A 22,598-nucleotide genomic window follows, 5' to 3' on the forward strand; every position below is an offset into this window, starting at 1 on the left:
AGGGGCGGCGTGGTAGACGCGGAGCGTCAGGCCTTGCGGCGGATGAAGCGCATGAGGGCGGCGATCACACCGATGATCAGGATGATGATGCCGATCCACAGCAGGAACTTGACCGCCTCGACGAAGACGCCGAGGAACAGCAGCACGAGACCGACGATGACGAGGATGATGGCGAGAGCTGGCATGTCTCCACCCTGCCCGGCGTCCGCGATCCGGCCCACGCCCTTGACACCGTCGACGGCGCACGGCAGAACGCGTGTCAAGAGTCTCGGGCACGCGGCATCCGGGGACTACCGTCGATTCCACCACGACCCCGAGGAGGCGGCTATGGCTGATCACCACGTTCCCGGCCACGACGGCGACCACGCCGACGGACATGCGGGAGCACACGGCACCGGACCCGGCGAGGGCGAGTACACCGACGTGCAGTTGCCCGACGGCACCGCGGATCGCGGCAGCGCCGACCAGCCCGGCGAGTACGTCGACCGCGAGAACGCCGACGGCAGCGCCTCTCGTCCGCGTGCCGACGAGGCGGGCGCCTACACCGACGTGCAGCTGCCCAGCGGCGACCGAGACGACGAAGACGTGAGCGACCCCGGCGAGTACACCGACCGCGATCGCTGAGCGGTCAGCGTTCGAGCGTCGTGCGCGGCGAGACGCCGTAAGCCGCTCGGTACGCGGTGGCGAACACGGCGGGATCGCCGAAGCCCCATCGCGCCGCGACCTGCTCGGTGCTCGTCTCGTCGGCGTGCGCATCGAGCAGGTCGGCGTGCGCGGCGCTGAGGCGGGCGAGTTCGAGGTAGCCCTCGGGCGACTCGACGACCTGCCCGTTGGCGGCGAACGCGCGACGAAGCCCGTCGACCGAGGTGCCCGCGGCGCGAGCGGCGTCGTCGACCGTGACCGGCAGCGAGGCGTGATCGTCGATCCACGCGGCGGCGGCGTTGTAGATCGACGCCTGGGCCGCGGCCGACGCGCGACGCTCGCGCGGATCGCCGACCAACGCGAAGCTCTCGAGCGCCGCGACCGACAACGCGCGGTACACGTGCGCCCGCACGAGCGGTTCCGCGAGGACCGGCAGCTGCGTCAGGGCCCATCGCTGGGTCGCCAGCCAGTAGTCGCGCAGGCGCGGCGAGACGGGGTCGGTCCCGGCGAAGCGCACGGTGAGCTCGTCGTCACCGTAGATGGTGCACGCGGTCTGCGTCAGTCGTTCGGCATCGAACGAGACGACGTCGAGACGGCAGTGGTCGGCGAGGGCGCGCAACTCGTCGCCGGGTTGGATGACACCCGGAGCGACGCTGAACTCCCCGTCCCAGCGACCGATCCGCCAGGCGTACCCGGGCGTCGAGCTGCACACGTAGAAGCGGTCGGATTCGTAGGCCAGATCGACGCGGGAATCCCACTCGAGTCGTCGCAGTGCGAACGCGCCGTCGCCGACGAGACGCTCGGCGTAGACGGCGTCGTCGGCCTGCAGGTCGACGTGACCGTACTGTGCGCGCAGCCACGCATACGTCGCGGCGATGTCGTCCGTGCGGACCGAGGTGTCGTAGAAGTCATTCATGGTGCGAGATACCGTTCACCCGAATGACGCGGCACCGAAGCCCATGATAGTTAACCCGCAGCCTCACACCCCTCAGAAGGACACGACCATGGCCGACGCGCCCACCATCCGTCCGATCACCACTGACGACGCGGGAGAGGTGCTGACCATTCAACGCGCCGCCTTCGCGAGCGAGGCGCTCATCTACGGCGACCCCGACATGCCGCCGCTCACCCAGACGCTCGAAGAGCTGCGGGCGGAGCTCGTCGAGAACCTCGGGTGCGTCGCGGTCGACGCACACCGCATCGTCGGAGCCGTCCGCGCGCGCCGCGACGGGGAGCTGCTGCTGATCGGCCGCCTCGCGATCGCGCCCGACCAGCAGGGCGCGGGGCTCGGTTCGGCGCTGCTGGCGGCCGTCGAGCAGCGCGGCCGCGATGAAGGGGCGACGACCGCGGAACTCTTCACCGGCGGCCTCAGCGAGGCCAACCAGCGCCTGTACGAGCGCGAGGGCTATCACCGCACCGAAGAGACCGCCGACGGCGAGATCTTCTACCGCAAGCCGCTCACCGACTGACCTGCCGTAGCGAGATCCCTGAGCCCGTCGAAGGGACCGGAGGCTTCGACAGGCTCAGCCACCTACGCCCCGCCCCGCACCACCTGCCGGAGCGAGATCCCTGAGCCCGTCGAAGGGACCGGAGGCTTCGACGAGCTCAGCCACCTGCGCCCCGCCCCGCACCATCTGCCGGAGCGAGGTCCCTGAGCCTGTCGAAGGGACCGGAGGCTTCGACAGGCTCAGCCACCTGCGCCCCGCCCCGCACCACCTGCCGGAGCGAGGTCCCTGAGCCTGTCGAAGGGACTGGAGGCTTCGACAGGCTCAGCCACCAGCGCCCCGCTTCGCACCATCTGCCGGAGCGAGGTCCCTGAGCCTGTCGAAGGGACCGGAGGCTTCGACAGGCTCAGCCACCTGCGCCCCGCCCCGCACCACCTGCCGGAGCGAGGTCCCTGAGCCTGTCGAAGGGACCGGAGGCTTCGACAGGCTCAGCCACCTACGCCCCGCTTCGCACCATCTGCCGGAGCGAGGTCCCTGAGCCCGTCGAAGGGACCGGAGGCTTCGACAGGCTCAGCCACCTGCGCGCCGCGAACGACGGAGGGCCGCCGTCCGAACCCCGGACGACGGCCCTCTCTGCGCGCGACGCTTACGGCGTGGGCATGCCGCCGTTGACGTTGAGTGTTTCGCCGATCACGTAGCTCGACTCCGCCGAAGCGAGGTAGACGTACGCCGGGGCGAGCTCGGCCGGCTGGCCCATGCGACCGAGAGGGGTCTCCTCGCCGAACTCGTCGACCTTTTCGTCGGGCTGACCGTCGGTGACCTGGAGCGGGGTCCAGATGGGGCCGGGAGCCACGGCGTTGACGCGGATGCCCTTGGGGGCGAGCTGCTGACCGAGCGCCTTGGTGAAGGTGTTGATGGTCGCCTTGGTCGAGGCGTAGTCCACGAGGATCGGCGCCGGCGAGTAGGCCTGGATCGAGGTCGTGTTGATGATCGTCGAACCGGGCTTCAGGTGCGGCACGGCCTCTTTGCAGATCCAGAACATCGCGTAGACGTTGGTCTTGAACGTGTCGTCGAACTGCTCGTCGGTCAGGGTGGTGACGTCTTCGTTGAAGATCTGCTTGCCGCCGTTGTTGACGACGATGTCGAGGCCGCCGAGGCCCTCGACCGCTTCCTTCACGAGCGTGCGGGCGTACTCGCGCTCGCGCAGGTCGCCGGGGATCTGCACGACCGTGGCACCGGCTTCGCGGAGGATCCCGGCGATGCGGTCGGCATCCTCCTTCTCCTGCGGCAGGTACGACATCGCGACCGAGGCGCCCTCGCGGGCGAAGGCGATCGCGGTGGCGGCACCGATGCCCGAGTCGGCGCCCGTGATCAGGGCCTTGCGGCCCTTGAGGCGCTCGGTGCCGACGTAGGTGTCCTCACCCAACTTGGCCTTGGGCGTCAGCTCGGCGTCGAGGCCGGGCTCCTTCTGGTCCTGCGACTGCGGGTCGATGTCGGCGTACAGCTTCGACGGGTCGGTGAACGTGTACTGCGTGCTCATGGCGAGTCCTTTCAGGGGGGGTGGATGCCGGGACCGGAGGCCCCGGTGGAGGATCAGTGACCGCCGAGGTCGGCGGGGTCGACCACCTCGCGGATGACGAGGGCGGCGTTGATGAGGGCGAGATGGCTGAGTGCCTGCGGGAGGTTGCCCCAGAAGGCGCCGTCGTCTTCGGCGATCATCTCGGAGTACATCCCGACGTCGTTGCCCTGGGCGACGAGGGAATCCATGGCCTCGATCGCCTCGGCGTGCCGGCCGACGCAGGCCAGGGCGGTCGCCCGCCAGAAGGCGCACGCGACGAAGGTGTGCTCCTCCTGGTCCATGCCGGTGTAGCGGTAGACGAGGTGGTTCTCGGTCGTGAGGCGCTCGGTGATGGCATCCACCGTCATCGACATGCGCTCGCCCCGGTCGAAGCCCGTCGGAGCGTGCAGCAGCACCGAGGCGTCGAGGTCTTCGCTGCCGGGGGCGAGCGTGTAGGTCTGCAGGTCTTCCGACCAGCAGTGCTCCCCGACCCAGTGATGGATGCGGTCACGCTCGGCGCGCCAGCGGTCGCCGTTGTCGGGGATGTGGCCGCCGGTGGCGAGCCACTGCGCATCGTCGAGCGCCTTCCAGCAGCCCATCTTCGACGAGGTGTAATGCCGCAGCTCGGGGAGCTCCCACATGCCCGAATCCTCGAGACGCCACAGGTCGCACGTGCGGTCGGCGACGTCGGCGAGCAGACGCCCGGTCTGGATGTCGAGGCGGTTGCCGGCCTCGACGTAGGTGCGACAGAGGGCGATGAGGTCGCCGTAGACGCCGAGCTGCAGCTGCCCCTGCGCGGGGTTGCCGGTGACGACGGGCTGGTTGCCGTTCCATCCCGGCACCTGGTGCTTCTCGAGCCCGATCTCGGCGTCGCCGTCGAGGGTGTACATCACCTGTACTTCGGGGCCGTTCTTGCGGATCGTGCGCAGCAGCCACGAGATCGCGGCGTGCGTCTCTTCGCGCAGGCCGAAACCGACCCAGGCGTGCGCGGTGTAGGCGAGGTCGCGCACCCAGGCGTAGCGGTAGTCCCAGTTCTTCCCCCCACGCGGGTTCTCGGGCAGCGACGTCGTCGCCGCGGCCGCGATCGCACCGGTCGGGCTGAACAGCAGGAGCTTGAGGGCGAGGGCGCTGCGCTGCACGTCGTCGGCCCAGGGACCGTCGTACGAGAACTCGTCCGACCACATCTCCCAGCCGCCGATGGTGCGGTCGATCCCGCGGTCGACGTTCTGTGCGTCGGGGACGCGCAAGGGCTCCCCCTCGGTCGCGGCGATCACCAGCAGGTGACGCGACCCCTTCTCGGTCGTGAAACCGCCGTCGATGCTCTCGTTCCCGGCATCCGGATCGCCGTGAAGACCGTGCTCGTGACCCGTCACTGCGAGCGACACGTGGCCGATGCGCATGATCGAAAAGCCGTCGATGCGCTCTGTCCAGGGGGCGGCGGAGCGCAGCATGGTGCCGGGCTGCACGCACCAAGCGAACTCGACCTCGCCCTTCACGCCGTCGACGCGGCGGGCGAGTTCCGCCCACGGCAGGCGACCGGCGATGCCGGTGACCATCGCGTCGGTGACCGTGGCGACCCCGGTGTCGGTCGTGAACGTCGTCTCGAGCACGTTCGTGCGCGGGATGTAACGACGGGTGACGGTGTACTCCCCGACCGGGGCGAGCTCGATGCAGCCGCCGGACGACTCGTCGACGAGGCGCGCGAACACGGGCCGCGAGTGGATGTTGGGCAGCGGCAACCAGTCGACCGAGCCGTCGAGGCCGATCAGGGCGACCGTGCGGCCATCGCCGATCGCGGCGTAGTCGCGAAGGGGGCGAGAGGGCGAGGGCGGATGCAATGGCACGACTCTCACGCTAGGAACGCGGCGGCGGCACGGAGCCGGGGTTGTCGATCCCCGGGTGAACGGCTAGAGGCGATCGGCGGTACCCCGGCTTCGCAACCCCCGCAACCCCCGCTGCGAGTGCGTGCGTCGCGCCTAGCGTCGATATCGACCGTGAGTGAAAGGAACGCGCATGTCCACTACCACCAAGGACGCCCCCACCAAGAACCGTCGTCGCCCCGCGCGCGGAGGCAGCGGTCCCGAGACTACCGACGAGCAGAACGCCGAGAAGGGCTTCCAGGCGTCGGAGAAGCTGACCGACTCGCTGCAGGCCGTGCTCGTCGACCTGATCGAGCTGTCGATCCAGGGAAAGCAGGCCCACTGGAACGTCGTCGGCAAGAACTTCCGCGACACGCACCTGCAGCTCGATGAGATCATCGACGCCGCGCGTGAGTTCAGCGACGAGGTCGCCGAGCGCATGCGCGCTCTGCACGCCCTGCCCGACGGCCGCAGCGACACCATCGCCGAGACCACCACCCTGCCGGAGTTCCCCCAGGGCGAGGTCGACACGTCGGAGGTCATCGACCTCATCACCCAGCGTCTCGACGCGACGGTCGGCACCGTCCGCGAGGTGCACGACGACGTCGACGACGAAGACCCCACGAGCGCCGACATCCTGCACGGTGTGCTCGAGCGCCTCGAGCAGCTGTCGTGGATGGTCAGCGCCGAGAACCGCGTCGCCCGCAAGTCGTAACACACGCAGAAGACACCGGATGCCGGGGCCTCGGGGCCTCGGCATCCGTCGTTCGTGCGCGGGTTCCCGCGGCTTCGCCGCTCACCCGCGCGCGATGAGGAACGGCGGGTGGGGGCCCTCGAGGCGGGCCACCGTCGTTCGGATCTCGGCGAGGGATTCACTCACGGCGATGAAGCGCGCGCCCACGGCGACGAAGCGCTCGTCCGTGCGCGCTTCGAAGCGCGCGAGGTCGAGCTTGAGGCCGACGAGGGATTCGTCATGGATTGCGGAACGGGCATCGGCCCGGTCCATGCGCTCGTCCATCCGATCGAAGCGCGCGTCCATCCGGTCGAAGCGCGCGTCCATCTGGTCGAAGCGTGCGCCGACTTCGGCGAAGCGCGCGTCGGTGCGGTGTTCGACACGACCGAGCATCCACTTCGTGCCCCCGAGGATGGTCGCCGAACCGGTGACGAGCAATCCGATCGCTGTCGACAGTAGGGGGATCGTCTCCATGGCCCGGTCCTTTCACGATGAGATGCCCCGACTGTAGATCACGGTGCGGGCTGCCCGCGGGCAGCTGTCGTGAGACTGTGCACGAATTCACCCGATCGCCCACTGTGGAGAAGGCCGCCGCCGCGCGTGCCAGGTGGCGGCGACGGCTCGGCGACACGATGCGCCCGCGTCGCTCCGATAGCGTCGGAGCATCGACCGAGACGGGGGCCTCATGGACGACGACACCGACCTGCGCCGACGAACGGGCACTGCGTGGTTCGTGCTGCTGGGGGCGGCGGGCGGCGTGGCGGGTCTGCTGCCCTGGTTGCTGACCGGGCCGTTCCTGCCGCTGCAGAACCTGGGCGAGGGGCAGGATCCCGCGAAGGTCGGGCCCTTCGTGATGCTGCCCTACAGTCAGTACGCGATCACGACGATCATCGTGCTGCTCGTCGTCGGGGGCGTCTTCGCCGGGATCATCGCCCGCGCGCGCCGGTCGCGTCCGGGCCTGGCCCGATCATTCGCCGCGCTGGGCGGGCTCGTGATCGTTCAGGTCGTCGCGATCGTGCAGACGGCGGCGACCACCCGCTCGGTACTGCAGCAACGCGACGAGTCGGTGCTCTACCTGGTGCTGCTGACGGCCGTGGCCGTGCTGGCCGCGCTCACGGCGTGGGTCGCCTGCGTCCTCCTCGCCGCCGCGCCGCGCGCCGGCGCGGGTCTCGGCCTGGTGGTCGGGGCCGCGGCGGGGGGATCGTGGCTCGCGACGTTCCTCTTCCCGTTGTTCTCGTACACCTCTCCGTTCGAGGCCCTGCTGCCGGTGCTGCCGTACGTCTCCCCGGTTCTCGTCGGCCTTGCGATCGTCTGGACGGGTGTCTCGACCATCGGGCGGGTGCTGACGGGCCTCGTGGGACTCGTGCTGGTGTGGCTGGTCCCGGCTCTGACGACGGCGCTGTCCTCGGCCGCGGGGACGCGAGTGCTCGCCCGTGATCTGCCGGGTATGGCCGATTTCGGTGCGCGCGTCTTCGTCTCGGCATCCACCATGCCGGAGATCATCGTGCCGCCACTGGTGACGACCGTGGTGGTCGCCGTGGTCGGTCTGGTGCTCCGCCGCGTCGTCGGTCGGCGCCCCACCGGGGGAACCGCGGGTTAGAGGCGGATCACCTCGGTGACGCGTACGATCGCCGTGCCCTCCTCCTCGGAGGCGGCGAGGTCGACCTCGGCGCGGATGCGCCAGTCGTGGTCGCCGGCGGGGTCGTCGATGATCTGCTCGACGCGCCAGACGCCGTCCGCAGCCGACGACTCGTCGATGACGACGAGGGCCGAGGAGCGCGCCGCTCCCCCGGTGCCGATCTCGTCGTGCTCGTCGAAGTAGGCGTCGAGTGATGCGGGCCAGTCGACGTCGGGGTCGAGTTCGACGAGCTCGTCGTCGCGTTGGAGAGCGGCCAGCTGCACGCGGCGGAACATCTCGTTGCGCACGAGCACGCCGAACGCGCGCCGGTTGGTGAGGATCGACGGCGGAGCGGGCGGAACCACCGGAGCCGTGGGATCGTCGGCCGGGTTGATCAGCTGCTCCCACTCGTCGACGAGACTCGAGTCGACCTGACGCACGACCTCGCCGAGCCACGCGATGAGATCGAGCAGGTCGGGGGTCTGCGCATCGACCGGAACCGTCTGGCGGATCGCGCGGAACGCGTCGCTCAGGTACCGCAGCACGAGACCCTCGCTGCGGGCGAGCTGATACAGCGAGACGTACTCGCCGAACGAGCAGGCGCGTTCGTACATGTCGCGCACGACCGACTTGGGCGACAGCTCGAAGTCGCGGATCCACGGCTGGCTCGAGGCGAACACCTCGTACGCCTGCGCGAGCAGCTCGTCGAGGGGCTTCGGCCAGGTGATCTCCTCGAGCAGCTCCATGCGCTCGTCGTACTCGATGCCCTCGCGCTTCATCGCCGCCACGGCTTCGCCGCGCGCGCGGAACTGCTGCTGCGACAGGATCGGGCGCGGGTCGTCGAGGGTCGACTCGATGACGCTGACGACGTCGAGCGCGTAGTGCCCCGTGCCCACCGACGACGCCGCCGGCACGGCATCCGGACCCCTCCCGAGCTCGACCTCGGGGTCAAGCATCTCGATCGCGGCGAGCGCGAACGGCGAGAGGGGTTGGTTGAGCGCGAAGTTCGGCTGCAGATCGACGGTGAGGTGGATGCCGTCGGCATCTGCCTCGACGACACCGGCCTGCACGAGGGTGCGGAAGATCGCGAGGGCTCGACGCGCGAGTTCGTACTGGCGGGCGCGCGACTCGTGGTTGTCGAAGACGAGCGAGCGGACGTTGCCGAACACGTCGCCCCCGCGGGCGATGACGTTGATGAGCATCGCGGCGCTCAGCTTCATCTGCGGCTGCAGCGGCTCGGGCTCGGCGGCGACGAGGCGGTCGTAGCTCTGCTCGGTCCAGTTGACGAAGCCCTGCGGCGCCTTCTTGCGCACGATCTTCTTCTGTTTCTTGAGGTCGTCGCCGGCCTTGAGGATCTGCGCGGCGTTCTCGATCTCGTGGTCGGGCGCCATGACGACGACGGTTCCGGCGGTGTCGTAGCCCGCGCGGCCCGCGCGACCGGCGATCTGGTGGAACTCGCGCGCCGAGAGCTGGCGCATGCGCGTGCCGTCGTACTTGGTCAGCGCGGTCATGAGCACGGTGCGGATCGGCACGTTGATGCCGACGCCCAGGGTGTCGGTGCCGCAGATCACGCGCAGAAGACCGCGCTGGGCGAGTGTCTCGACCAGGCGGCGGTAGCGCGGCAGCATGCCGGCGTGGTGCACGCCGATGCCCGCGCGCACGTAGCGCGAGAGCGTCTTGCCGAAGCCGGTCGTGAAGCGGAAGCCGCCGATCGCCTCGGCGATCTCGTCGCGCTGCTCGCGACCGATGATGCGGATCGACGACAGCGCCTGGGCGCGCTCCATCGCCGCGGCCTGCGAGAAGTGCACGACGTAGATCGGCGCCTGCTTCGTGTCGAGCAGCTCCTGCACCGTCTCGTGCACGGGCGTGCGCGCGTACTCGAAGTGCAGCGGCACGGGGCGCTCGACGCCTGTCACCCGCGCGGTGGGCCGGCCGGTGCGACGCGAGAGGTCGTCGGCGATCTCGGTGACATCTCCCAGGGTGGCCGACATGAGGATGAACTGCGCGCGGGTCAGCAGCAGCAGCGGCACCTGCCAGGCCCAGCCGCGGTCGGCCTCGCCGTAGTAGTGGAACTCGTCCATCACGACCTGGTCGACGTTCGCGTCGGCCCCTTGCCGCAGGGCGAGATTCGCGAGGATCTCCGCGGTGCAGCAGATGATCGGAGCGTCGGAGTTGACCGACGAATCGCCCGTGACCATGCCGACGTTCTCGGCGCCGAAGATGTCGACGAGGGCGAAGAACTTCTCGCTCACGAGGGCCTTGATCGGCGCGGTGTAATACGTGCGCCCGCCGCGGGAGAGGGCGGCGGCGTGCGCGGCGACCGCCACCAGCGACTTGCCCGTGCCGGTCGGGGTCGACAGGATCACGTTCGCGCCCGAGACGATCTCGATGATCGCCTCGTCCTGCGCGGGGTAAAGCGTGAGCCCTCGCGAGCCCGCCCACTCGACGAAGCCCAGGTACGCGGCATCCGCATCGGCGCCGACGGGAACGTGCTCGAGAAGGGGGGTCACTCCCCCAGCCTCTCATCCGCGCCCTTCGACAGGCTCAGGGACCACCCTTCGACAGGCTCAGGGACCGCCCTTCGACAGGCTCAGGGACCACTGCGCACGAGGTGGCTGAGCCTGTCGAAGCCACCGGAACCACGCGAGGCGACTGAGCTTGCCGAAGCCTCAAGGACCGCCCTTCGACAGGCTCAAGGACCGCCCTTCGACAGGCTCAGGGACCGCCCTTCGACAGGCTCAGGGACCGCCCTTCGACAGGCTCAGGGACCGCCCTGGATGCCGCCTGCCGCGACCGCGGGTCGGTCCTCTCCGTCGCGGTCCGCGAAGACCCCGACGTTCTCTCCGTCGAAGACGAACTGCACGCTCGTGCCGAGGGGGAACCGCTCGACGAAGGCCTCGGGCATGCCGTCGGCGACGACGAACTGCACGGTCGCGGGGAACACTCCCGCGCCGCACCCGCCGTAGACGAAGTTGCCGCGGAAGCCGCGCGAACCACCCTGGTCGACCTCGTCGGTGTCGAGGAGGTACAGGCAGGGGCTGCGGTTCTCGCTCGCGTCGATCTGCACGTACCCGGCGAAGGCGGTCACGCCGAAGTAGTCGCGGTAGCCGCGGGAGTCGAGTCCGCGGTCGCCGAAGATCGAGGGGACCGTGGCCGCGGGATCGGGCACGAGCACGTCGACCTGCGACGCCCCCGTCGCCGTCGACACCGGAACGAGCGCCACCCCCGACGCTGTGGCGGCGCTCGCGAGGGCGGTGACCGCCGCCAGAGAGATCGCCCACGCCCAGAAGCTGCGCTTCGACCGCACGAGCGGGCGGCGCTCGCGGGGCGTCTCGTCGTCGCGACCTGCGTCATCGTCGGACGGCGTCTCGTCGGTGCTCGCGACCTCGAGGGGGCGGGAGGTTCCGGATGCCGCGGCGGCGGCGTCGACGGCAGGCCGGGGCGGCAGCGGGGGCGGGTCGACCGGGGTCGGAGCCGAGGTCGCGCGAGCCCGTCGCTCCTGCTCCTCGAGCTGTGCGAGCCGCTGCTGGGCTGCGGGGTCATCGGCGATGTCGGCGTCGGGTCCGTACGCCCGTGCGCGCAGGAGCTGCAACTCCTGGAGCACGTCATCGTCCATGCTCTGAATGGTTCCACACCTGGACGCCCTCGGGGCCGATCGCGGTATATGCGCGGGAATAGACCGAGGAGTGTGATGTTGTATCCGACATGCGCTCCTTCGGCACACTCTCCTTCGGCCACTACGGGCCCCTCGGCGGTGGGCGTCAACTGACCGCCGGCGACTCGATGCTCCAGGCGATCGATCTCGCCCAGGGCATGGACGACCTCGGGGTCAACGGCGTCTCGTTCCGCGTTCACCACTTCGCCCGCCAGCAGGCCGCCCCCATGCCCCTGCTTGCCGCGATCGCCGCCCGCACCTCGCGCATCGAGGTCGGCACCGGCGTGATCGACATGCGGTACGAGAACCCGCTCATGCTCGCCGAGGAGGCGGCATCCGTCGACCTCATCAGCGGCAATCGACTCGCCCTCGGCGTGAGCCGTGGCTCACCCGAGTCGGTCGTGCGCGGCTACGAGGCGTTCGGCTACACGGGCTCGCAAGACCCGCGCGGCGGCGACATCGCCCGCGAGCACTTCGACCTGTTCCTGCGCGCGATCGACGGCGAGGGTCTCGCCGAGCGCGACCCGCACAGCCCCTTCGGCGGCGGCACCGGCCTGCAGCGCATCGAGCCGCACTCCCCCGGTCTGCGTCAGCGCATCTGGTGGGGTGCCGGCACCACCGCGACCGCCGAGTGGGCGGGACGCCTGGGCGTCAACCTCATGTCGTCGACGCTGCTCACCGAGGCCGACGGCACGCCGTTCGACATCCTGCAGGCGCAGCAGCTCGACGCCTTCCGCGCCGCGTGGCGCGAGGCCGGACACCCGGGTGAGCCCCGCACCTCGGTCAGTCGCAGCATCTTCCCGATCGTCACGGCCGAAGACGAGATGTACTTCGGCGGTTCGGCCGGCAGCGACCAGATCGGCGTGATCGACGGCATGCGCTCGACGTTCGGCAAGACCTACGCCGCACCTCCCGAGGTGCTCGTGGAGCAGCTGCAGAACGACGCCGCCGTCATGAGCGCCGACACGCTCATGCTCACGATCCCTTCGCAGATGGGCGTCGACTTCAACCTGCGCCTGGTGGAGAACTTCGCGAAGCACGTCGCCCCTGCCCTCGGCTGGCAGTCGACTCTCGCCACCGCCTGATTCGCGAGTGCCCGAACGGGCCCCGATGCCGATTCCCCGGCATCCGGGCCCGTTCCGTCTACGGTGGGGCGGTGAGCGTCCTCATCCGCACCGCCCGGTTCCCGCGCGACGGTGAGTCCGTCTCGATGCTCGTCGGCGACTACCTCCGGCGCACCGAGTCCGAGAAGGCCGAGCACGGACTCGTCGACGCGGATGCCGCGATGCCCGCCCGCTACGCGCGCGAGATCGACGATCCGGCCGACGTCTTCACCGACCGTCGCGTGCTCATCGCCGCGGTCGACGATGAGGACTGCGGCGTCGTGGTGATCGCGCGCTCAGCCGAGGGAGGCGAGATCTCCCGCTTCTGGACGACCCCGGCCGCCCGCGGTCGCGGCGTCGGTTCAGCGCTGCTGGCCGCCGCCGTCGACGGTGCGCCGCGACCGGTGCGGCTGTCCGTGTGGAGATGGCGCGAGCCCGCGCTGTCGCTGTACGCGCGCGCCGGGTTCGAGGTCGTGCCCTCGTGGGACGAGCGGCCCGACCTGGTCTGCCTCGAGCTGCGGTGATCCGAGCGGCGCCGATCAACGCGCCGCGGCGGGGATTACCGGTAGCCCGTCAGCCCGTGCGAACGCGCGATGGTCTGCGACACGAGGTACTCACCCCACGCCACGGCATACGCGCCGAGCGAGGCCCACACCCACCCCGAGGGCAGGGCGCCCGCGAGACCGAGCAGAGCCGCCACCGTGAGGGCGACCACGACGACGAGCACCGGCACCGTGGCACGGGCACCGACCGTGGCCCCGTCGCTCCGCCAGATGACGAGCAGCGCCCCGGCCGTGGCGACCAGCAGGATCACCGGCGTGAACCAGGGCCCCAGGGCGCCCATGGTGATCGCGGCGCCGATCCCGGCGATCGCGAGGGAGGCGGTGCGCAGGGCGCGGATCCTCGTCGAGGAGGGCGAAGCGGCGATGGGGGTCTCCTTCGGGTGCGCGCGAGTCGGTGACGCGACTCGGCGGTTCCAGGGTACCGACGCCGCGATACGACTCTGCTGGGCGTTCCTGCCTACGGTGGGCTCGTGGGCATTTCCCTGACGCGCCTCGACGCGGCCGATCCCGACGACCGCTCTCCTTCGCGCGGGCCTGAAGTCACGCTCTCCGGCGAGCTGCGCTGCGCCGACGCGGCCGAGGCGGAACGCGTGCGCGCCCACCTCGACGAGCACGTCGCGCTGACTCGCGCCGAGCCCGGATGCCTGTCGTTCGAGGTCACTCCCACCGCTGACGAGCTGGTGTGGCGGGTGGCGGAGCGCTTCGTCGACGAGGCCTCATTCGACGCCCACCAGCGTCGGGTCGCCGCGAGCACCTGGGGGCGGGAGACCGCCGGGATCGAGCGGTCGTACGTGATCCGCGGGCGGGTTCGGGATGACGAGGCCCTCGTCGCCGCGGCCTGGGCAGCCGAGCAGCACCTGCTGGATCCGTCTGTGCGCTCCGACCCGCAGGAGGCGGGCCGACTGCTCGATCCCTCGTTCATGGAGTTCGGTCAGTCCGGCCGCCGCTGGACGCGCGACGAGATCGTGGCCGCGCTGCAGAACGAGCCGGGCACCGACCCCGCCCCCTCGCTGAGCGAGAGGGAGCACCGAGTGCTCGGACCCGACACGGTGCTGCTGACGTACCTGCTGCGGTTCGAAGATCGCGTCAGCCGCCGGTCGTCCCTCTGGCGGTGCGACCCCGCACCGCGGTGCCTGTTCCACCAGGGGACGCCGGTCGGCTGAGCTCACCCCATCGTCGGGTAGGTCGTGTGCTCCTTCGGCGCGGGCTCGGGGTGCACGGAGCGGAATGCGGCGAGGTCGCGCACGTTCTTCTGCACGGCAACGACGGCGAACAGGCTCATCGCGAATCCGATGCCGTAGAAGCCCTTCTCCGACAGCAGCAGCTCGGCGTTCCACAAGCCGACGGCCATGAGCGTGAGCGCGACGAGCAGCATGCTCCACGCGACGCCGAGGTATGCGCCGGTGACCGGGATCTCTTCCGCACGGTCGCGCACGGCCTTCTGCACCGAGATCGCGGCGAACAGCCCGAGCAGGAAGACCGAGAGGTAGAAGCCCTTCTCGGCCAGCGTCATGTGCGCGTTGTACAGGCCGATGAAATACACCGAGGCGCCGAGCCCGAGTGCCACCCAGGAGGCCCCCACGAAGGCTCCGGTCGGCCGACCGAGCACCTGCGGTGTGTGCGTGTCCGTCATCTTTCCCACCCCTTCGTCGATCCCCGTGCGGGGATATATGCCGTGGCGGAGAAACTAGCGGAGGTCGTATGTCGAAAGTGAGATACGCGGCTCGGATGTGGACGATCTACGGATGCCGAGGCCTGGGGAGAAGCCTCGTCAGGGGTGGCCGACGGGCTTCTGCCTGCCCGCGTCGCGGCCGTGCTCGCGCTCGAAGGCGACGATGGCACCTCTCGCCCTGACCAGCATGACGATGCTTCCGGCCAGCAGGACCGCCCAGAGGACGACAACGATCCACCGCCAGCCGGCGGTGCCATCGGACTCGACGAGGGGCACGATCTGGAACATCAGATTGAGCGCCGATACCGCGATGGCGGCGATCGGGTACGCCAGACCGCGCGAGAGGGTCATGCGTCGCTGGATGAGGGACGGGGCCTGCGGCTGGTCGGGCACGTCTCTTCCGATCGTGCTGATCGGTTCGCGCGGAAGCCCTTGCCGACGTCCCGAGCCGATGTCGGAGGTCGGTGGGAGCATGTTTACATGAACAGCCGCCCCGTCACCGACGACGCGGACGAGCTCGCGCTCGACGAGATCGTCGAGGCGTTGGTGCGGGTCGACGCGTCGATCGCGAAGCTCGAGGCGGAGCGAGCGCGGCTGCTCGGCCGGGCGTTCGCCATCGCTACGGCGCGGACCGCGCACTCGCCCGCGGCCGTGCAGGAGCGCGAGCTCGCGCTGCGGTCGGTGGCGGCCGAGATCGGCGCAGCACTCCGGTGGCACGACCGCACGGCGCAGCGCCGCCTGTCCGAGGCGGCGAGCCTGGTCGACGACTTCCCCGCCACCGTGGAGGCACTGGCCGAGGCGCGCATCACGGCGCGGCACACCGAGGTCGTCCGCGAGAGCGGTGCGTGCCTCGTCGACGAGCCGAGCCGACGGCAGTACGAGCGTCGAGTGCTCGCACGGGCCGAACGCGACACCGTCGCCGGCACTCGCGCGTTCGCCCGCGCCGTGGTCGAGGAGCTGCAGCCCCGCTCGATCGACGAGCGCCACGACGAGGCCGTCCAGCGGCGCCGTGTGTGGGTCGAAGACGACGTCGACGGCATGGCGCAGCTCGGGGTGATCGACAGCGCCGCCAAGATCCGGGCGATGTTCGACCGCCTCACGCGCCAGGCCCGCGCGGTGCGCCAGGTCGCGCACCTCGCGGGCGACGACGGTGGGGTCGACGACACGAGATCGATCGATCAGACCCGCGCCGACCTGCTGTGCGACCTCGTCCTGGGCGGCCGGCCCGTCGTCGATCCGACCCAGGCGCACCTCCCCGGGGGGCTCGGGGCGATCCGTGCCGAGGTCTCGGTCGTCATTCCGGTGCTCACCGCCGTCGGCGCGAGCGAGCGGGCGGCGGTGCTCGACGGATGCACTCCCGTCGACGCCGACACGGCGCGCGAGCTCATGGCCGGGGCACCCGGGTGGGAACGCCTGCTCACCGATCCCGTGACCGGTGTCGCCCTCGCCGTCGACCGCTACCGGCCGACGCCCGCGATGCGTCGCTTCGTGCGCATCCGCGACGTGCACTGTCGATTCCCCGGATGCCGCCAGCCCGCCCGACGCTGCGAGATCGACCACAACCTGGACCACGCGAAGGGCGGCGCGACGCACCTTTGCAACCTCGCCTGCCTGTGCAAGCGCCATCACGTGCTCAAGACCGAGACCGCGTGGACAGCCGAGCAGCAGCCCGACGGGAGCATCGTGTGGACCAGCCCGTTGGGTCGTCGCACCACTGACCCGCCGGAGCGGCGAGTCACCTTCGCGCCCGACCCCGACCCGCCGCCGTTCTGACGTGCGACGGCCCCTCCGGCTGGCCCGTTTCTGCCCGACTCAGCGGCCCCCTCACGCGGCGGCGCATCCGCGCGAACACCCGCTCGCCAGCACCCTCGCCTCCGCCACGCGCGAACACCCTCGCGTCCGCCACGCGACGGTGGTTGGCTGGCCGGCATGCGACGCGTCCTCATCCTCGGCGGAACAGCGTGGCTGGGCCGTGCCATCGCCGCTCATGCCCTCGCGCACGGCGCCGAGGTCACGTGCCTCGCCCGCGGCGACTCCGGCGACCCCGCGCCGGGTGCGCGGCTCGTGCGCGCCGACCGCGACGAGCCCCACGCTTACGCCGACGTGCGGCACGACTGGGACGAGGTCGTCGAGCTCTCGTGGGACGCCGGGTTCGTGGCATCCGCCCTCGATGCCCTGGCCGACCGCGCCGCGCACTGGACGCTCGTGTCGAGCGTCTCGGTGTACGCCCACTCCGACGTCCCCTTCGCCGACGAAAGCGCCGATCTCGTCGAGCCGCGGGATCTGACGGCGTATCCGGATGCCAAGGTGCACGCCGAACGGCTCACCGCGGCGCGACTGCCCGATCGGGCTCTGCTCGCCCGGGCTGGACTGATCGTCGGTCCGGGCGACCCGAGCGACCGCTACGGTTACTGGCCGGCTCGGTTCGCCCGCGGAGGCCGCGTGCTCGTGCCCGCGCCCGCCGGTCGGCACGTGCAGGGCATCGACGTCGACGACCTCGCCGCGTGGATCGAGCTCGCCGGGCGCACGGGGGTGACGGGGCCGATCAACGCGGTCGGCGAAGAGCTGCCGCTCGCCGCGGTGCTCGCCGCCGCTCGCGACGCCGCCGGGGGCGACACCGCCCGGGGGCACGCCGATGCGCCGGTCAGCGAGAGCGTGCCGCTCGACGACGACACCCTCTCGGCGCGCGGGGTGCAGTACTGGGCCGGGCCGCGGTCGCTGCCGTTGTGGCTCCCCGCCGAGGCGCGGGGCTTCTCGCGGCGCAGCGACGCCGCCTTCGTGGCATCCGGGGGTCGTCGACGACCGCTCGCCGAGACGATGCGTCGCACGCTCGACGACGAACGCGCGCGCGGAATCGATCGCCCGAGACGCGCCGGACTGACCCCCGCAGAAGAGGCCGAGGTGCTCGCGGGCTAGCGCTGCGCGCGGGTCAGCGACCGTTGCGATCCGCTGCCGACCGCGGCGGGGCCGAGGCCACCTCGAGTCGGTCGAGGCCGCGCAACGACGTCCAGATCAGTTCTTCGCCCTTCGCGGCGTGCTGCGAGGCCCGCACCGCGCGCTCGTCGGCCCACGAGTTCAGCACGTGGCCGGAGTGTCCGCGCACGTGCTCGAGCACCACGTCGGGGAGCCCCGCGGCCCGACGGGCGTCGCGCGCGGCGATGAGCGCCTCGAGGATGCCCTGGTTGGCGACCGGCTTCTTCGCACTCGTGACCCAGCCGCGGCGGCGGTGGCCGTCCATCCACTTCGAGTACGTGTCGATGGCGTACTTCGAGTCGGCCTGCACGACGAGTTCGCGCACGTCGGGGTGGTCGGTGATCGCATGCAGGAGACCCAGCAGTTCGCCGATGTTGTTCGTGCCCTCGGGGATCGAGCCCGCGGCCCAGTGCCCGTCTTCGCCGACCCACGCCCAGCCCGCCGGCCCCGGATTGCCCTTGCAGGCGCCGTCGGTGGCGACGACGTAGCGGTCGGAGGGCGCGGTCGCGGAGGAACTGCTCATCCCTCTAGTCTCCCCTGCCCGAGGGAGCGCCTTCACCCGTGGGATCCGGCCCGCATGGTGAGCACCCCATCACACGCGTGCGAAACGGCGGGTGAACGCGAGAGGGGCTCGCCGGGACGACGGGCGACGGCGCGCTCTGTGCGCCGCGCGCCCGTGTGAATCTGGCGCGACCCGCTCTCGCGTCTTGCGCACCCCTCGAGAAAGCGTCCCGCCATGTCGACGTCGTCCCCCGCCCCGACCCGCGCCCGCCTCCACCCCGCCGCGGTCGTCGCGCTCGCGACGGGTGGGGTGATCATCCTCGGCGCCATCGCGTTCCTCGTGTGGCTGCTGACGGCAGGACAGACGACGCCCAACGCCGCCGCGACCGACAAGCTCGTGCAATGGGAGCAGGTCTTCGAGACCTACCGCGACGCGAACAGCGGCCTGCCCGACGTCGCCGCCGGCGGTTACTGCCTCGGCACCGGCTTCCCGGTCGGCGCGGGAGGCACCCCCAACTGCCGCGACTACGACGGCAACACCTTCTACACCGAAGAGGCCAGCGCCCCGCTGATGCAGGCGCTGGCGACGACCGGTCCCCTCCCCGAGGGGGTTTCGGCGCCCGTGCGCGGCACGGTCGGGCCCTACGCGATCGTCGACGACGCCGGCATCCACCTGCTCACCGCCGAAGACGGCACGTGCGAGGCCCCCGCCGTCGAGGTGTGGAACGACGGCGGGGGCCTCTTCATCTGTCAGATCCTGCTCGAGCGCTGACGCCGCCCCGACCCGCGCCGGGGCCGCTCGTCAGTCGCGACCGCTCTCGGCCTTCTTCTGGCCGGCTTCGAGCACGTCGCCCGCGGGCAGCTCCTGGTGGCCGCCGAACTGCAGACGCATCGCCGAGAGCACCTGGTTGGCGAAGTGGTCCTCACCGCGCGAGGCGAAACGCTCGAACAGCGACGCCGCCAGCACGGGCACGGGCACGCCGGTGTCGACGGCGGCCTTCACCGTCCATCGGCCCTCACCCGAGTCCGACACGCGACCGGCGAGGCCGTCGAGCGTGGGGTTCTGCGAGAGGGCGGCGGCGGTGAGGTCGAGCAGCCACGACGAGATGACCGACCCGCGGCGCCAGAGCTCCGTGACCCGCGCGGTGTCGATGTCGAACTGGTAGAACTCGGGCTCCTCCAGCGGGGCGACCTCGGCGGAGTGCTCGCCCTGGTGCAGGCCCGCGTCGGCGCTGTTGAGCACGTTCAGTCCCTCGGCGAGCGCGGCCATGATGCCGTACTCGATGCCGTTGTGCACCATCTTCACGAAGTGTCCCGAGCCCGACGGACCGCAGTGCAGGTAGCCGCGCTCCTCGGTCGAGTAGTCGCCGGTGCGGCCGGGTGTGCGCTCGACCTCGCCGGGGCCCGGGGCGATCGTGCGCAGCACCGGCTCGAGGTGGGCGACGGCTTCGTCGTGGCCGCCGACCATGAGGCAGTAGCCGCGCTCGAGACCGAAGACCCCGCCGCTGGTGCCGACGTCGACGTAGTGGAGGCCGCTGTCGTCGAGCTTCTTCGCGCGGCGCACGTCGTCGCGGTAGTTGGAGTTGCCGCCGTCGATGATGATGTCGCCCGGCTCGAGCACCGTGGCCACCTCGTCGACGACTGTGCCGGTGAGGCCGGCGGGGATCATGAGCCAGATCGCGCGCGGCTTCTCGAGCTTCGAGGCCAGGTCGGCGATGCTGGTCGCTCCCGTGGCCCCTTCGGCCACGAGGGCCTGCACGGCGTCCTGGTTCACGTCGAACACGACGCAGTCGTGACCGTCTCTCATGAGCCTGCGGACGATGTTGGCGCCCATTCGTCCGAGTCCGACCATGGCGAGTTGCATTGGTACCCCGTTCGTCGTGGATCACGGCCGCCGCGAGCGGCCCCTCCGCGAGTCTAGGAGCGCCCGAGGGCCCCGGGCATCGGTGCTAGCCCTGGAAATCCTCGGGATCGACGTCGTCGAGGAAGCGACGGAACTCCTCGACCCGGTCCTCGTCGGCCGCGGCCTCGAGCTCGACCGCCTCGTCGGGAACCCCGGCCTCGGCGAAGACCGCCTCGGCCACGAGGATCGCCGCATCGGCGCGGGCGGCAAGGGCGATGGCATCCGAGGGTCGCGCGTCGAAGGTGCGGGGGCCGACCGGGGTGTTCAGCACGACCCGCGCGTGGAACGTGCCCTCGTCGAGGTGCGTCACCTCGACCCGGTCGACCGAGGCCGACAGCTCGCCGAGCATCGCGGTCATCAGGTCGTGCGCGAGCGGCCGCGGCGACCCCGAGCCCTCGATCGCGACCAGGATCGACATCGCCTCCTGCGGACCGATCCACACCGGCAGGACGCGGTCGCCGTGGCTCTCGACGTCGACGGGCTTGAGCAGGATCACGTGCTGCTGGGCGGGATCGAGCGCCACCCCGACCACGCGCACCCGGATCATGGGGCCCATCGTACGGGCACGCGGTGGTCGGTCGTCAGCGCAGGATGCCGAGCGATCGGGCCGCCGACACCGCCGCGGTGCGGGAGGTCACGCCGAGCTTGGAGAAGACGTGCGCGAGGTGCGACTTCACCGTGGCGTCGGTGATGTGCAGGCGCCGCGCGACGTCGGCGTTCGACGCCCCGCGCGACACGAGGCGCAGCACCTCGATCTCGCGGACCGACAGCGTCACCCGCGGTTCGCGCAGGCGCGCGAGCAGGCGCCCCGCGATGGCCGGGGCCAGGGCGCTCTGCCCGGCAGCGGCGGCGCGCACGCCGGCGAGCAGCTCGTGCGGCGGCGCGTCTTTGAGCAGGTATCCGCTGGCGCCCGCCTCGACCGCGCCCAGGATGTCGCCGTCGGTGTCGTAGTTGGTCAGCACCAGCACGTAGGGCGGGGCGGCGAGCGCACGCACGCGGCGGGTGGCGTCGGCTCCCGCGGCCCGGTCGCCGAACTGCAGGTCCATCAACACGAGTTCCGGGGCGAGGTCGGCGGCGAGCGCGACCGCCTCGTCGGGGGTCGAGGCCTCGCCCACCACGGCGATGTCGGGCTCGGCGTCGAGCAGGGCCCGGACCCCGGCGCGCACGACGGGGTGATCGTCGGCGATGACGACGCGGATCACGACGCCCCCACCGGCAGGGTCACGGTGAGAGTCGTGCCAGCGCGAGGGGCACTGTCGACCTGGATGCGCCCGTCGAGCTGGTCGACCCGCTCGCGCATGGCGCGCAGCCCGAAGGAATCGGTGGCGGATGCCGTGGACTCCGCCCGCTCGATATCGAACCCCATGCCGTCGTCGGTCACGGTCAGCCGTACGCCCTCTTGGACGGACGCCAGCAGGATGCCGACGCGGTGGGCCCGCGCGTGCTGTCCGACGTTCGCGAGCGCCCCCTGCGCGATGCGCAGCAGAGCGGTCTGCGCGTCCATCGGCAGCGACACCTCCGCATCGAGGTCGAGGTCGACCTCCACGCCCTCTCGGCTCCCCCACCCGGCGGCGAGGCGTTCGAGCGCCGACGCGAGCCCGCGATCGAGGCTCGGGGGCGCCAGCTCCCGGATGAACCGACGGGTCTCGGCCAGGCCGTCGGCCGCGGTCTGGCGCGCGAGGCGCACGTGGACGATGCCGGGGCCCGTGGCATCCGCCCGCTCCGCCGCGTGCAGCAGCATCTGGATGCTCGACAGCCCCTGCGCGACGGTGTCGTGCAGTTCGCGGGCGAGGCGCGAACGCTCGGCGAGGGTGCCCTGCTCGCGTTCGGCGGCGGCGAGGCGGTCGCGGGTGGCCAACAGCTCGGCCATCAGGGCCTCGCGCTCGGCCGCCCGCTTCTCGAGCGCCGAGTAGCCCAGTCCGATCAGCAGGGCCACCCCGGCGCCCACGATCGGTCCCACGACGCCCCCGACGCTCAGACCGCCGTGCACCGCGAACGCCACGATGGTCAGCGCCGTAATCAGCACCACGGCGATCGGTCCCACCCCTCGCGGCAACAGGTGCAGGTACAGGAAGAACAGCGGGAAGACGAGATAGGCCGCCTCGGGCACCAGCCACACCAGCGCCGCCCACACGAGCGTCAGCGCCACGATCCACACGATGCCCCACGCGCGGCGTCGCGTCCGGGCGACGACGAGGCCCGAGAGATAGACGAGACCGAGGACAACGGCGAGCACCAGCGCCACGAGGGAGCCGTTCGTCACGAGCACTCGCACCACGACCAGCGCGAGCAGCCCGCAGAACAGAACGTGCAGGCCGACGCGCAGGCCCGCGAAGACGGGGGCGAGGGTGCGGTGCGGCATGTCGGTGTCCA

Annotated in this window: 25 protein-coding genes; 10 read left to right on the forward strand and 15 right to left on the reverse strand. The window is 71.1% G+C overall.

Translation table 11 applies throughout. From position 1 onward, the window contains the following. Nucleotides 1-26: 26 nt before the first annotated feature. Nucleotides 27-185, reverse strand: coding sequence for a hypothetical protein (locus tag RWH43_RS09790; RefSeq protein WP_186325499.1), 159 nt, complete (start codon nucleotides 183-185; stop codon nucleotides 27-29). Between the two features lie 142 nt (nucleotides 186-327). On the opposite strand from RWH43_RS09790, the gene RWH43_RS09795 reads away from it, so the two are divergent. Then, a complete protein-coding gene (locus tag RWH43_RS09795) occupies nucleotides 328-624 on the forward strand; it encodes a hypothetical protein (RefSeq protein ID WP_144832899.1) in 297 nt (98 codons plus the stop codon). A gap of 4 nt (nucleotides 625-628) precedes the next feature. On the opposite strand, the gene RWH43_RS09800 is transcribed toward RWH43_RS09795, so the two are convergent. Beyond that, entirely contained in the window at nucleotides 629-1,558 is a 930-nt protein-coding gene (locus tag RWH43_RS09800) for a helix-turn-helix transcriptional regulator (RefSeq protein ID WP_316001367.1), read from the reverse strand. Nucleotides 1,559-1,646: 88 nt separating this feature from the next. Here RWH43_RS09800 and RWH43_RS09805 point away from each other — a divergent pair, with 88 nt between their 5' ends. After that, nucleotides 1,647-2,111, forward strand: a complete 465-nt coding sequence (locus tag RWH43_RS09805) for a GNAT family N-acetyltransferase (protein ID WP_144832895.1) — start codon at nucleotides 1,647-1,649, stop codon at nucleotides 2,109-2,111. Nucleotides 2,112-2,733: 622 nt separating this feature from the next. On the opposite strand, the gene RWH43_RS09810 is transcribed toward RWH43_RS09805, so the two are convergent. Together RWH43_RS09810 and RWH43_RS09815 are read right to left on the reverse strand one after the other, a co-directional pair. Then, a complete protein-coding gene (locus tag RWH43_RS09810; RefSeq protein ID WP_144785800.1) occupies nucleotides 2,734-3,627 on the reverse strand; it encodes an SDR family oxidoreductase in 894 nt (297 codons plus the stop codon). A 53-nt stretch (nucleotides 3,628-3,680) separates the two neighbouring features. Next, nucleotides 3,681-5,489, reverse strand: a complete 1,809-nt coding sequence (locus tag RWH43_RS09815) for a glycoside hydrolase family 15 protein (RefSeq protein ID WP_316001368.1) — start codon at nucleotides 5,487-5,489, stop codon at nucleotides 3,681-3,683. A gap of 169 nt (nucleotides 5,490-5,658) precedes the next feature. On the opposite strand from RWH43_RS09815, the gene RWH43_RS09820 reads away from it, so the two are divergent. Beyond that, entirely contained in the window at nucleotides 5,659-6,219 is a 561-nt protein-coding gene (locus tag RWH43_RS09820) for a Dps family protein (RefSeq protein ID WP_144832893.1), read from the forward strand. An 81-nt stretch (nucleotides 6,220-6,300) separates the two neighbouring features. Here RWH43_RS09820 and RWH43_RS09825 read toward each other — a convergent pair whose 3' ends face one another. Continuing rightward, nucleotides 6,301-6,711 carry a response regulator gene (locus tag RWH43_RS09825; RefSeq protein WP_316001369.1) on the reverse strand — a complete coding sequence of 137 codons (411 nt, stop codon included), beginning with the start codon at nucleotides 6,709-6,711 and terminating at the stop codon, nucleotides 6,301-6,303. A 211-nt stretch (nucleotides 6,712-6,922) separates the two neighbouring features. Between RWH43_RS09825 and RWH43_RS09830 the strand changes: the two genes are divergently transcribed. Next, nucleotides 6,923-7,837, forward strand: coding sequence for a hypothetical protein (locus RWH43_RS09830; protein WP_316001370.1), 915 nt, complete (start codon nucleotides 6,923-6,925; stop codon nucleotides 7,835-7,837). On the opposite strand, the gene RWH43_RS09835 is transcribed toward RWH43_RS09830, so the two are convergent. Together RWH43_RS09835 and RWH43_RS09840 are read right to left on the reverse strand one after the other, a co-directional pair. Further along, a complete protein-coding gene (locus RWH43_RS09835) occupies nucleotides 7,834-10,365 on the reverse strand; it encodes a DEAD/DEAH box helicase (protein ID WP_316001371.1) in 2,532 nt (843 codons plus the stop codon). The two genes, RWH43_RS09830 and RWH43_RS09835, sit on opposite strands and share 4 nt — an antisense overlap. Nucleotides 10,366-10,616: 251 nt before the next feature. Beyond that, complete coding sequence (locus RWH43_RS09840) at nucleotides 10,617-11,471, reverse strand: hypothetical protein (protein ID WP_316001372.1); 855 nt, start codon at nucleotides 11,469-11,471, stop codon at nucleotides 10,617-10,619. An 89-nt stretch (nucleotides 11,472-11,560) separates the two neighbouring features. Between RWH43_RS09840 and RWH43_RS09845 the strand changes: the two genes are divergently transcribed. Then, nucleotides 11,561-12,595 carry an LLM class flavin-dependent oxidoreductase gene (locus RWH43_RS09845; protein ID WP_154097391.1) on the forward strand — a complete coding sequence of 345 codons (1,035 nt, stop codon included), beginning with the start codon at nucleotides 11,561-11,563 and terminating at the stop codon, nucleotides 12,593-12,595. A gap of 71 nt (nucleotides 12,596-12,666) precedes the next feature. After that, nucleotides 12,667-13,137, forward strand: a complete 471-nt coding sequence (locus RWH43_RS09850) for a GNAT family N-acetyltransferase (protein ID WP_316001373.1) — start codon at nucleotides 12,667-12,669, stop codon at nucleotides 13,135-13,137. A gap of 35 nt (nucleotides 13,138-13,172) precedes the next feature. On the opposite strand, the gene RWH43_RS09855 is transcribed toward RWH43_RS09850, so the two are convergent. Beyond that, entirely contained in the window at nucleotides 13,173-13,457 is a 285-nt protein-coding gene (locus tag RWH43_RS09855; protein WP_154097389.1) for a hypothetical protein, read from the reverse strand. 189 nt (nucleotides 13,458-13,646) lie between these two features. Here RWH43_RS09855 and RWH43_RS09860 point away from each other — a divergent pair, with 189 nt between their 5' ends. Then, on the forward strand, nucleotides 13,647-14,339 hold the full coding sequence (locus RWH43_RS09860; RefSeq protein WP_316001374.1) for a DUF4440 domain-containing protein: 693 nt from the start codon (nucleotides 13,647-13,649) through the stop codon (nucleotides 14,337-14,339). Between the two features lie 2 nt (nucleotides 14,340-14,341). Here the strand turns inward: RWH43_RS09860 and yiaA are convergent, their stop codons facing one another. Both yiaA and RWH43_RS09870 read right to left on the reverse strand, forming a co-directional pair. Beyond that, nucleotides 14,342-14,809, reverse strand: a complete 468-nt coding sequence (gene yiaA, locus RWH43_RS09865; protein ID WP_154097388.1) for an inner membrane protein YiaA — start codon at nucleotides 14,807-14,809, stop codon at nucleotides 14,342-14,344. A 138-nt stretch (nucleotides 14,810-14,947) separates the two neighbouring features. Further along, on the reverse strand, nucleotides 14,948-15,241 hold the full coding sequence (locus RWH43_RS09870; RefSeq protein WP_316001375.1) for a hypothetical protein: 294 nt from the start codon (nucleotides 15,239-15,241) through the stop codon (nucleotides 14,948-14,950). Between the two features lie 87 nt (nucleotides 15,242-15,328). Between RWH43_RS09870 and RWH43_RS09875 the strand changes: the two genes are divergently transcribed. Both RWH43_RS09875 and RWH43_RS09880 read left to right on the forward strand, forming a co-directional pair. Then, nucleotides 15,329-16,621 (forward strand): HNH endonuclease signature motif containing protein, encoded by a 1,293-nt coding sequence (locus RWH43_RS09875; protein ID WP_316001376.1) that lies wholly within the window; start codon nucleotides 15,329-15,331, stop codon nucleotides 16,619-16,621. Nucleotides 16,622-16,777: 156 nt separating this feature from the next. Beyond that, nucleotides 16,778-17,764, forward strand: coding sequence for an NAD-dependent epimerase/dehydratase family protein (locus tag RWH43_RS09880; protein WP_316001377.1), 987 nt, complete (start codon nucleotides 16,778-16,780; stop codon nucleotides 17,762-17,764). A 13-nt stretch (nucleotides 17,765-17,777) separates the two neighbouring features. Here RWH43_RS09880 and RWH43_RS09885 read toward each other — a convergent pair whose 3' ends face one another. After that, nucleotides 17,778-18,344 carry a ribonuclease H family protein gene (locus RWH43_RS09885; protein ID WP_144832829.1) on the reverse strand — a complete coding sequence of 189 codons (567 nt, stop codon included), beginning with the start codon at nucleotides 18,342-18,344 and terminating at the stop codon, nucleotides 17,778-17,780. A gap of 213 nt (nucleotides 18,345-18,557) precedes the next feature. Here RWH43_RS09885 and RWH43_RS09890 point away from each other — a divergent pair, with 213 nt between their 5' ends. After that, nucleotides 18,558-19,094, forward strand: coding sequence for a hypothetical protein (locus RWH43_RS09890; protein WP_316001378.1), 537 nt, complete (start codon nucleotides 18,558-18,560; stop codon nucleotides 19,092-19,094). A gap of 30 nt (nucleotides 19,095-19,124) precedes the next feature. Here the strand turns inward: RWH43_RS09890 and gnd are convergent, their stop codons facing one another. The 4 genes from gnd to RWH43_RS09910 all read right to left on the reverse strand — a co-directional run bounded on the left by gnd (nucleotide 19,125) and on the right by RWH43_RS09910 (nucleotide 22,587). Further along, a complete protein-coding gene (gene gnd, locus RWH43_RS09895; RefSeq protein ID WP_316001379.1) occupies nucleotides 19,125-20,186 on the reverse strand; it encodes a phosphogluconate dehydrogenase (NAD(+)-dependent, decarboxylating) in 1,062 nt (353 codons plus the stop codon). 85 nt (nucleotides 20,187-20,271) lie between these two features. Beyond that, nucleotides 20,272-20,772, reverse strand: coding sequence for a bifunctional nuclease family protein (locus tag RWH43_RS09900; RefSeq protein WP_144832823.1), 501 nt, complete (start codon nucleotides 20,770-20,772; stop codon nucleotides 20,272-20,274). Between the two features lie 34 nt (nucleotides 20,773-20,806). Next, on the reverse strand, nucleotides 20,807-21,427 hold the full coding sequence (locus RWH43_RS09905; RefSeq protein ID WP_144832821.1) for a response regulator: 621 nt from the start codon (nucleotides 21,425-21,427) through the stop codon (nucleotides 20,807-20,809). After that, nucleotides 21,424-22,587 carry a sensor histidine kinase gene (locus RWH43_RS09910; protein ID WP_316001380.1) on the reverse strand — a complete coding sequence of 388 codons (1,164 nt, stop codon included), beginning with the start codon at nucleotides 22,585-22,587 and terminating at the stop codon, nucleotides 21,424-21,426. Before RWH43_RS09910 ends, RWH43_RS09905 begins: the two co-directional genes overlap by 4 nt. Nucleotides 22,588-22,598: the final 11 nt, after the last annotated feature.

This window comes from Microbacterium algihabitans (assembly GCF_032464975.1).
Taxonomy (GTDB): domain Bacteria; phylum Actinomycetota; class Actinomycetes; order Actinomycetales; family Microbacteriaceae; genus Microbacterium; species Microbacterium algihabitans.

What these genes read in the sequence shown, in the direction of transcription:
- RWH43_RS09810 (WP_144785800.1), bottom strand. Translation starts at nt 3,627, where the DNA reads ATGAGCACGCAGTACACGTTCACCGACCCGTCGAAGCTGTACGCCGAC.
- RWH43_RS09855 (WP_154097389.1), bottom strand. Translation starts at nt 13,457, where the DNA reads ATGGGCGCCCTGGGGCCCTGGTTCACGCCGGTGATCCTGCTGGTCGCC.
- RWH43_RS09900 (WP_144832823.1), bottom strand. Translation starts at nt 20,772, where the DNA reads ATGATCCGGGTGCGCGTGGTCGGGGTGGCGCTCGATCCCGCCCAGCAG.
- RWH43_RS09910 (WP_316001380.1), bottom strand. Translation starts at nt 22,587, where the DNA reads ATGCCGCACCGCACCCTCGCCCCCGTCTTCGCGGGCCTGCGCGTCGGC.
- RWH43_RS09800 (WP_316001367.1), bottom strand. Translation starts at nt 1,558, where the DNA reads ATGAATGACTTCTACGACACCTCGGTCCGCACGGACGACATCGCCGCG.
- RWH43_RS09845 (WP_154097391.1), top strand. Translation starts at nt 11,561, where the DNA reads ATGCGCTCCTTCGGCACACTCTCCTTCGGCCACTACGGGCCCCTCGGC.
- RWH43_RS09880 (WP_316001377.1), top strand. Translation starts at nt 16,778, where the DNA reads ATGCGACGCGTCCTCATCCTCGGCGGAACAGCGTGGCTGGGCCGTGCC.
- RWH43_RS09890 (WP_316001378.1), top strand. Translation starts at nt 18,558, where the DNA reads ATGTCGACGTCGTCCCCCGCCCCGACCCGCGCCCGCCTCCACCCCGCC.
- RWH43_RS09885 (WP_144832829.1), bottom strand. Translation starts at nt 18,344, where the DNA reads ATGAGCAGTTCCTCCGCGACCGCGCCCTCCGACCGCTACGTCGTCGCC.
- RWH43_RS09840 (WP_316001372.1), bottom strand. Translation starts at nt 11,471, where the DNA reads ATGGACGATGACGTGCTCCAGGAGTTGCAGCTCCTGCGCGCACGGGCG.
- RWH43_RS09805 (WP_144832895.1), top strand. Translation starts at nt 1,647, where the DNA reads ATGGCCGACGCGCCCACCATCCGTCCGATCACCACTGACGACGCGGGA.
- RWH43_RS09820 (WP_144832893.1), top strand. Translation starts at nt 5,659, where the DNA reads ATGTCCACTACCACCAAGGACGCCCCCACCAAGAACCGTCGTCGCCCC.
- gnd (WP_316001379.1), bottom strand. Translation starts at nt 20,186, where the DNA reads ATGCAACTCGCCATGGTCGGACTCGGACGAATGGGCGCCAACATCGTC.
- RWH43_RS09825 (WP_316001369.1), bottom strand. Translation starts at nt 6,711, where the DNA reads ATGGAGACGATCCCCCTACTGTCGACAGCGATCGGATTGCTCGTCACC.
- RWH43_RS09795 (WP_144832899.1), top strand. Translation starts at nt 328, where the DNA reads ATGGCTGATCACCACGTTCCCGGCCACGACGGCGACCACGCCGACGGA.
- RWH43_RS09790 (WP_186325499.1), bottom strand. Translation starts at nt 185, where the DNA reads ATGCCAGCTCTCGCCATCATCCTCGTCATCGTCGGTCTCGTGCTGCTG.
- RWH43_RS09875 (WP_316001376.1), top strand. Translation starts at nt 15,329, where the DNA reads ATGAACAGCCGCCCCGTCACCGACGACGCGGACGAGCTCGCGCTCGAC.
- RWH43_RS09830 (WP_316001370.1), top strand. Translation starts at nt 6,923, where the DNA reads ATGGACGACGACACCGACCTGCGCCGACGAACGGGCACTGCGTGGTTC.
- yiaA (WP_154097388.1), bottom strand. Translation starts at nt 14,809, where the DNA reads ATGACGGACACGCACACACCGCAGGTGCTCGGTCGGCCGACCGGAGCC.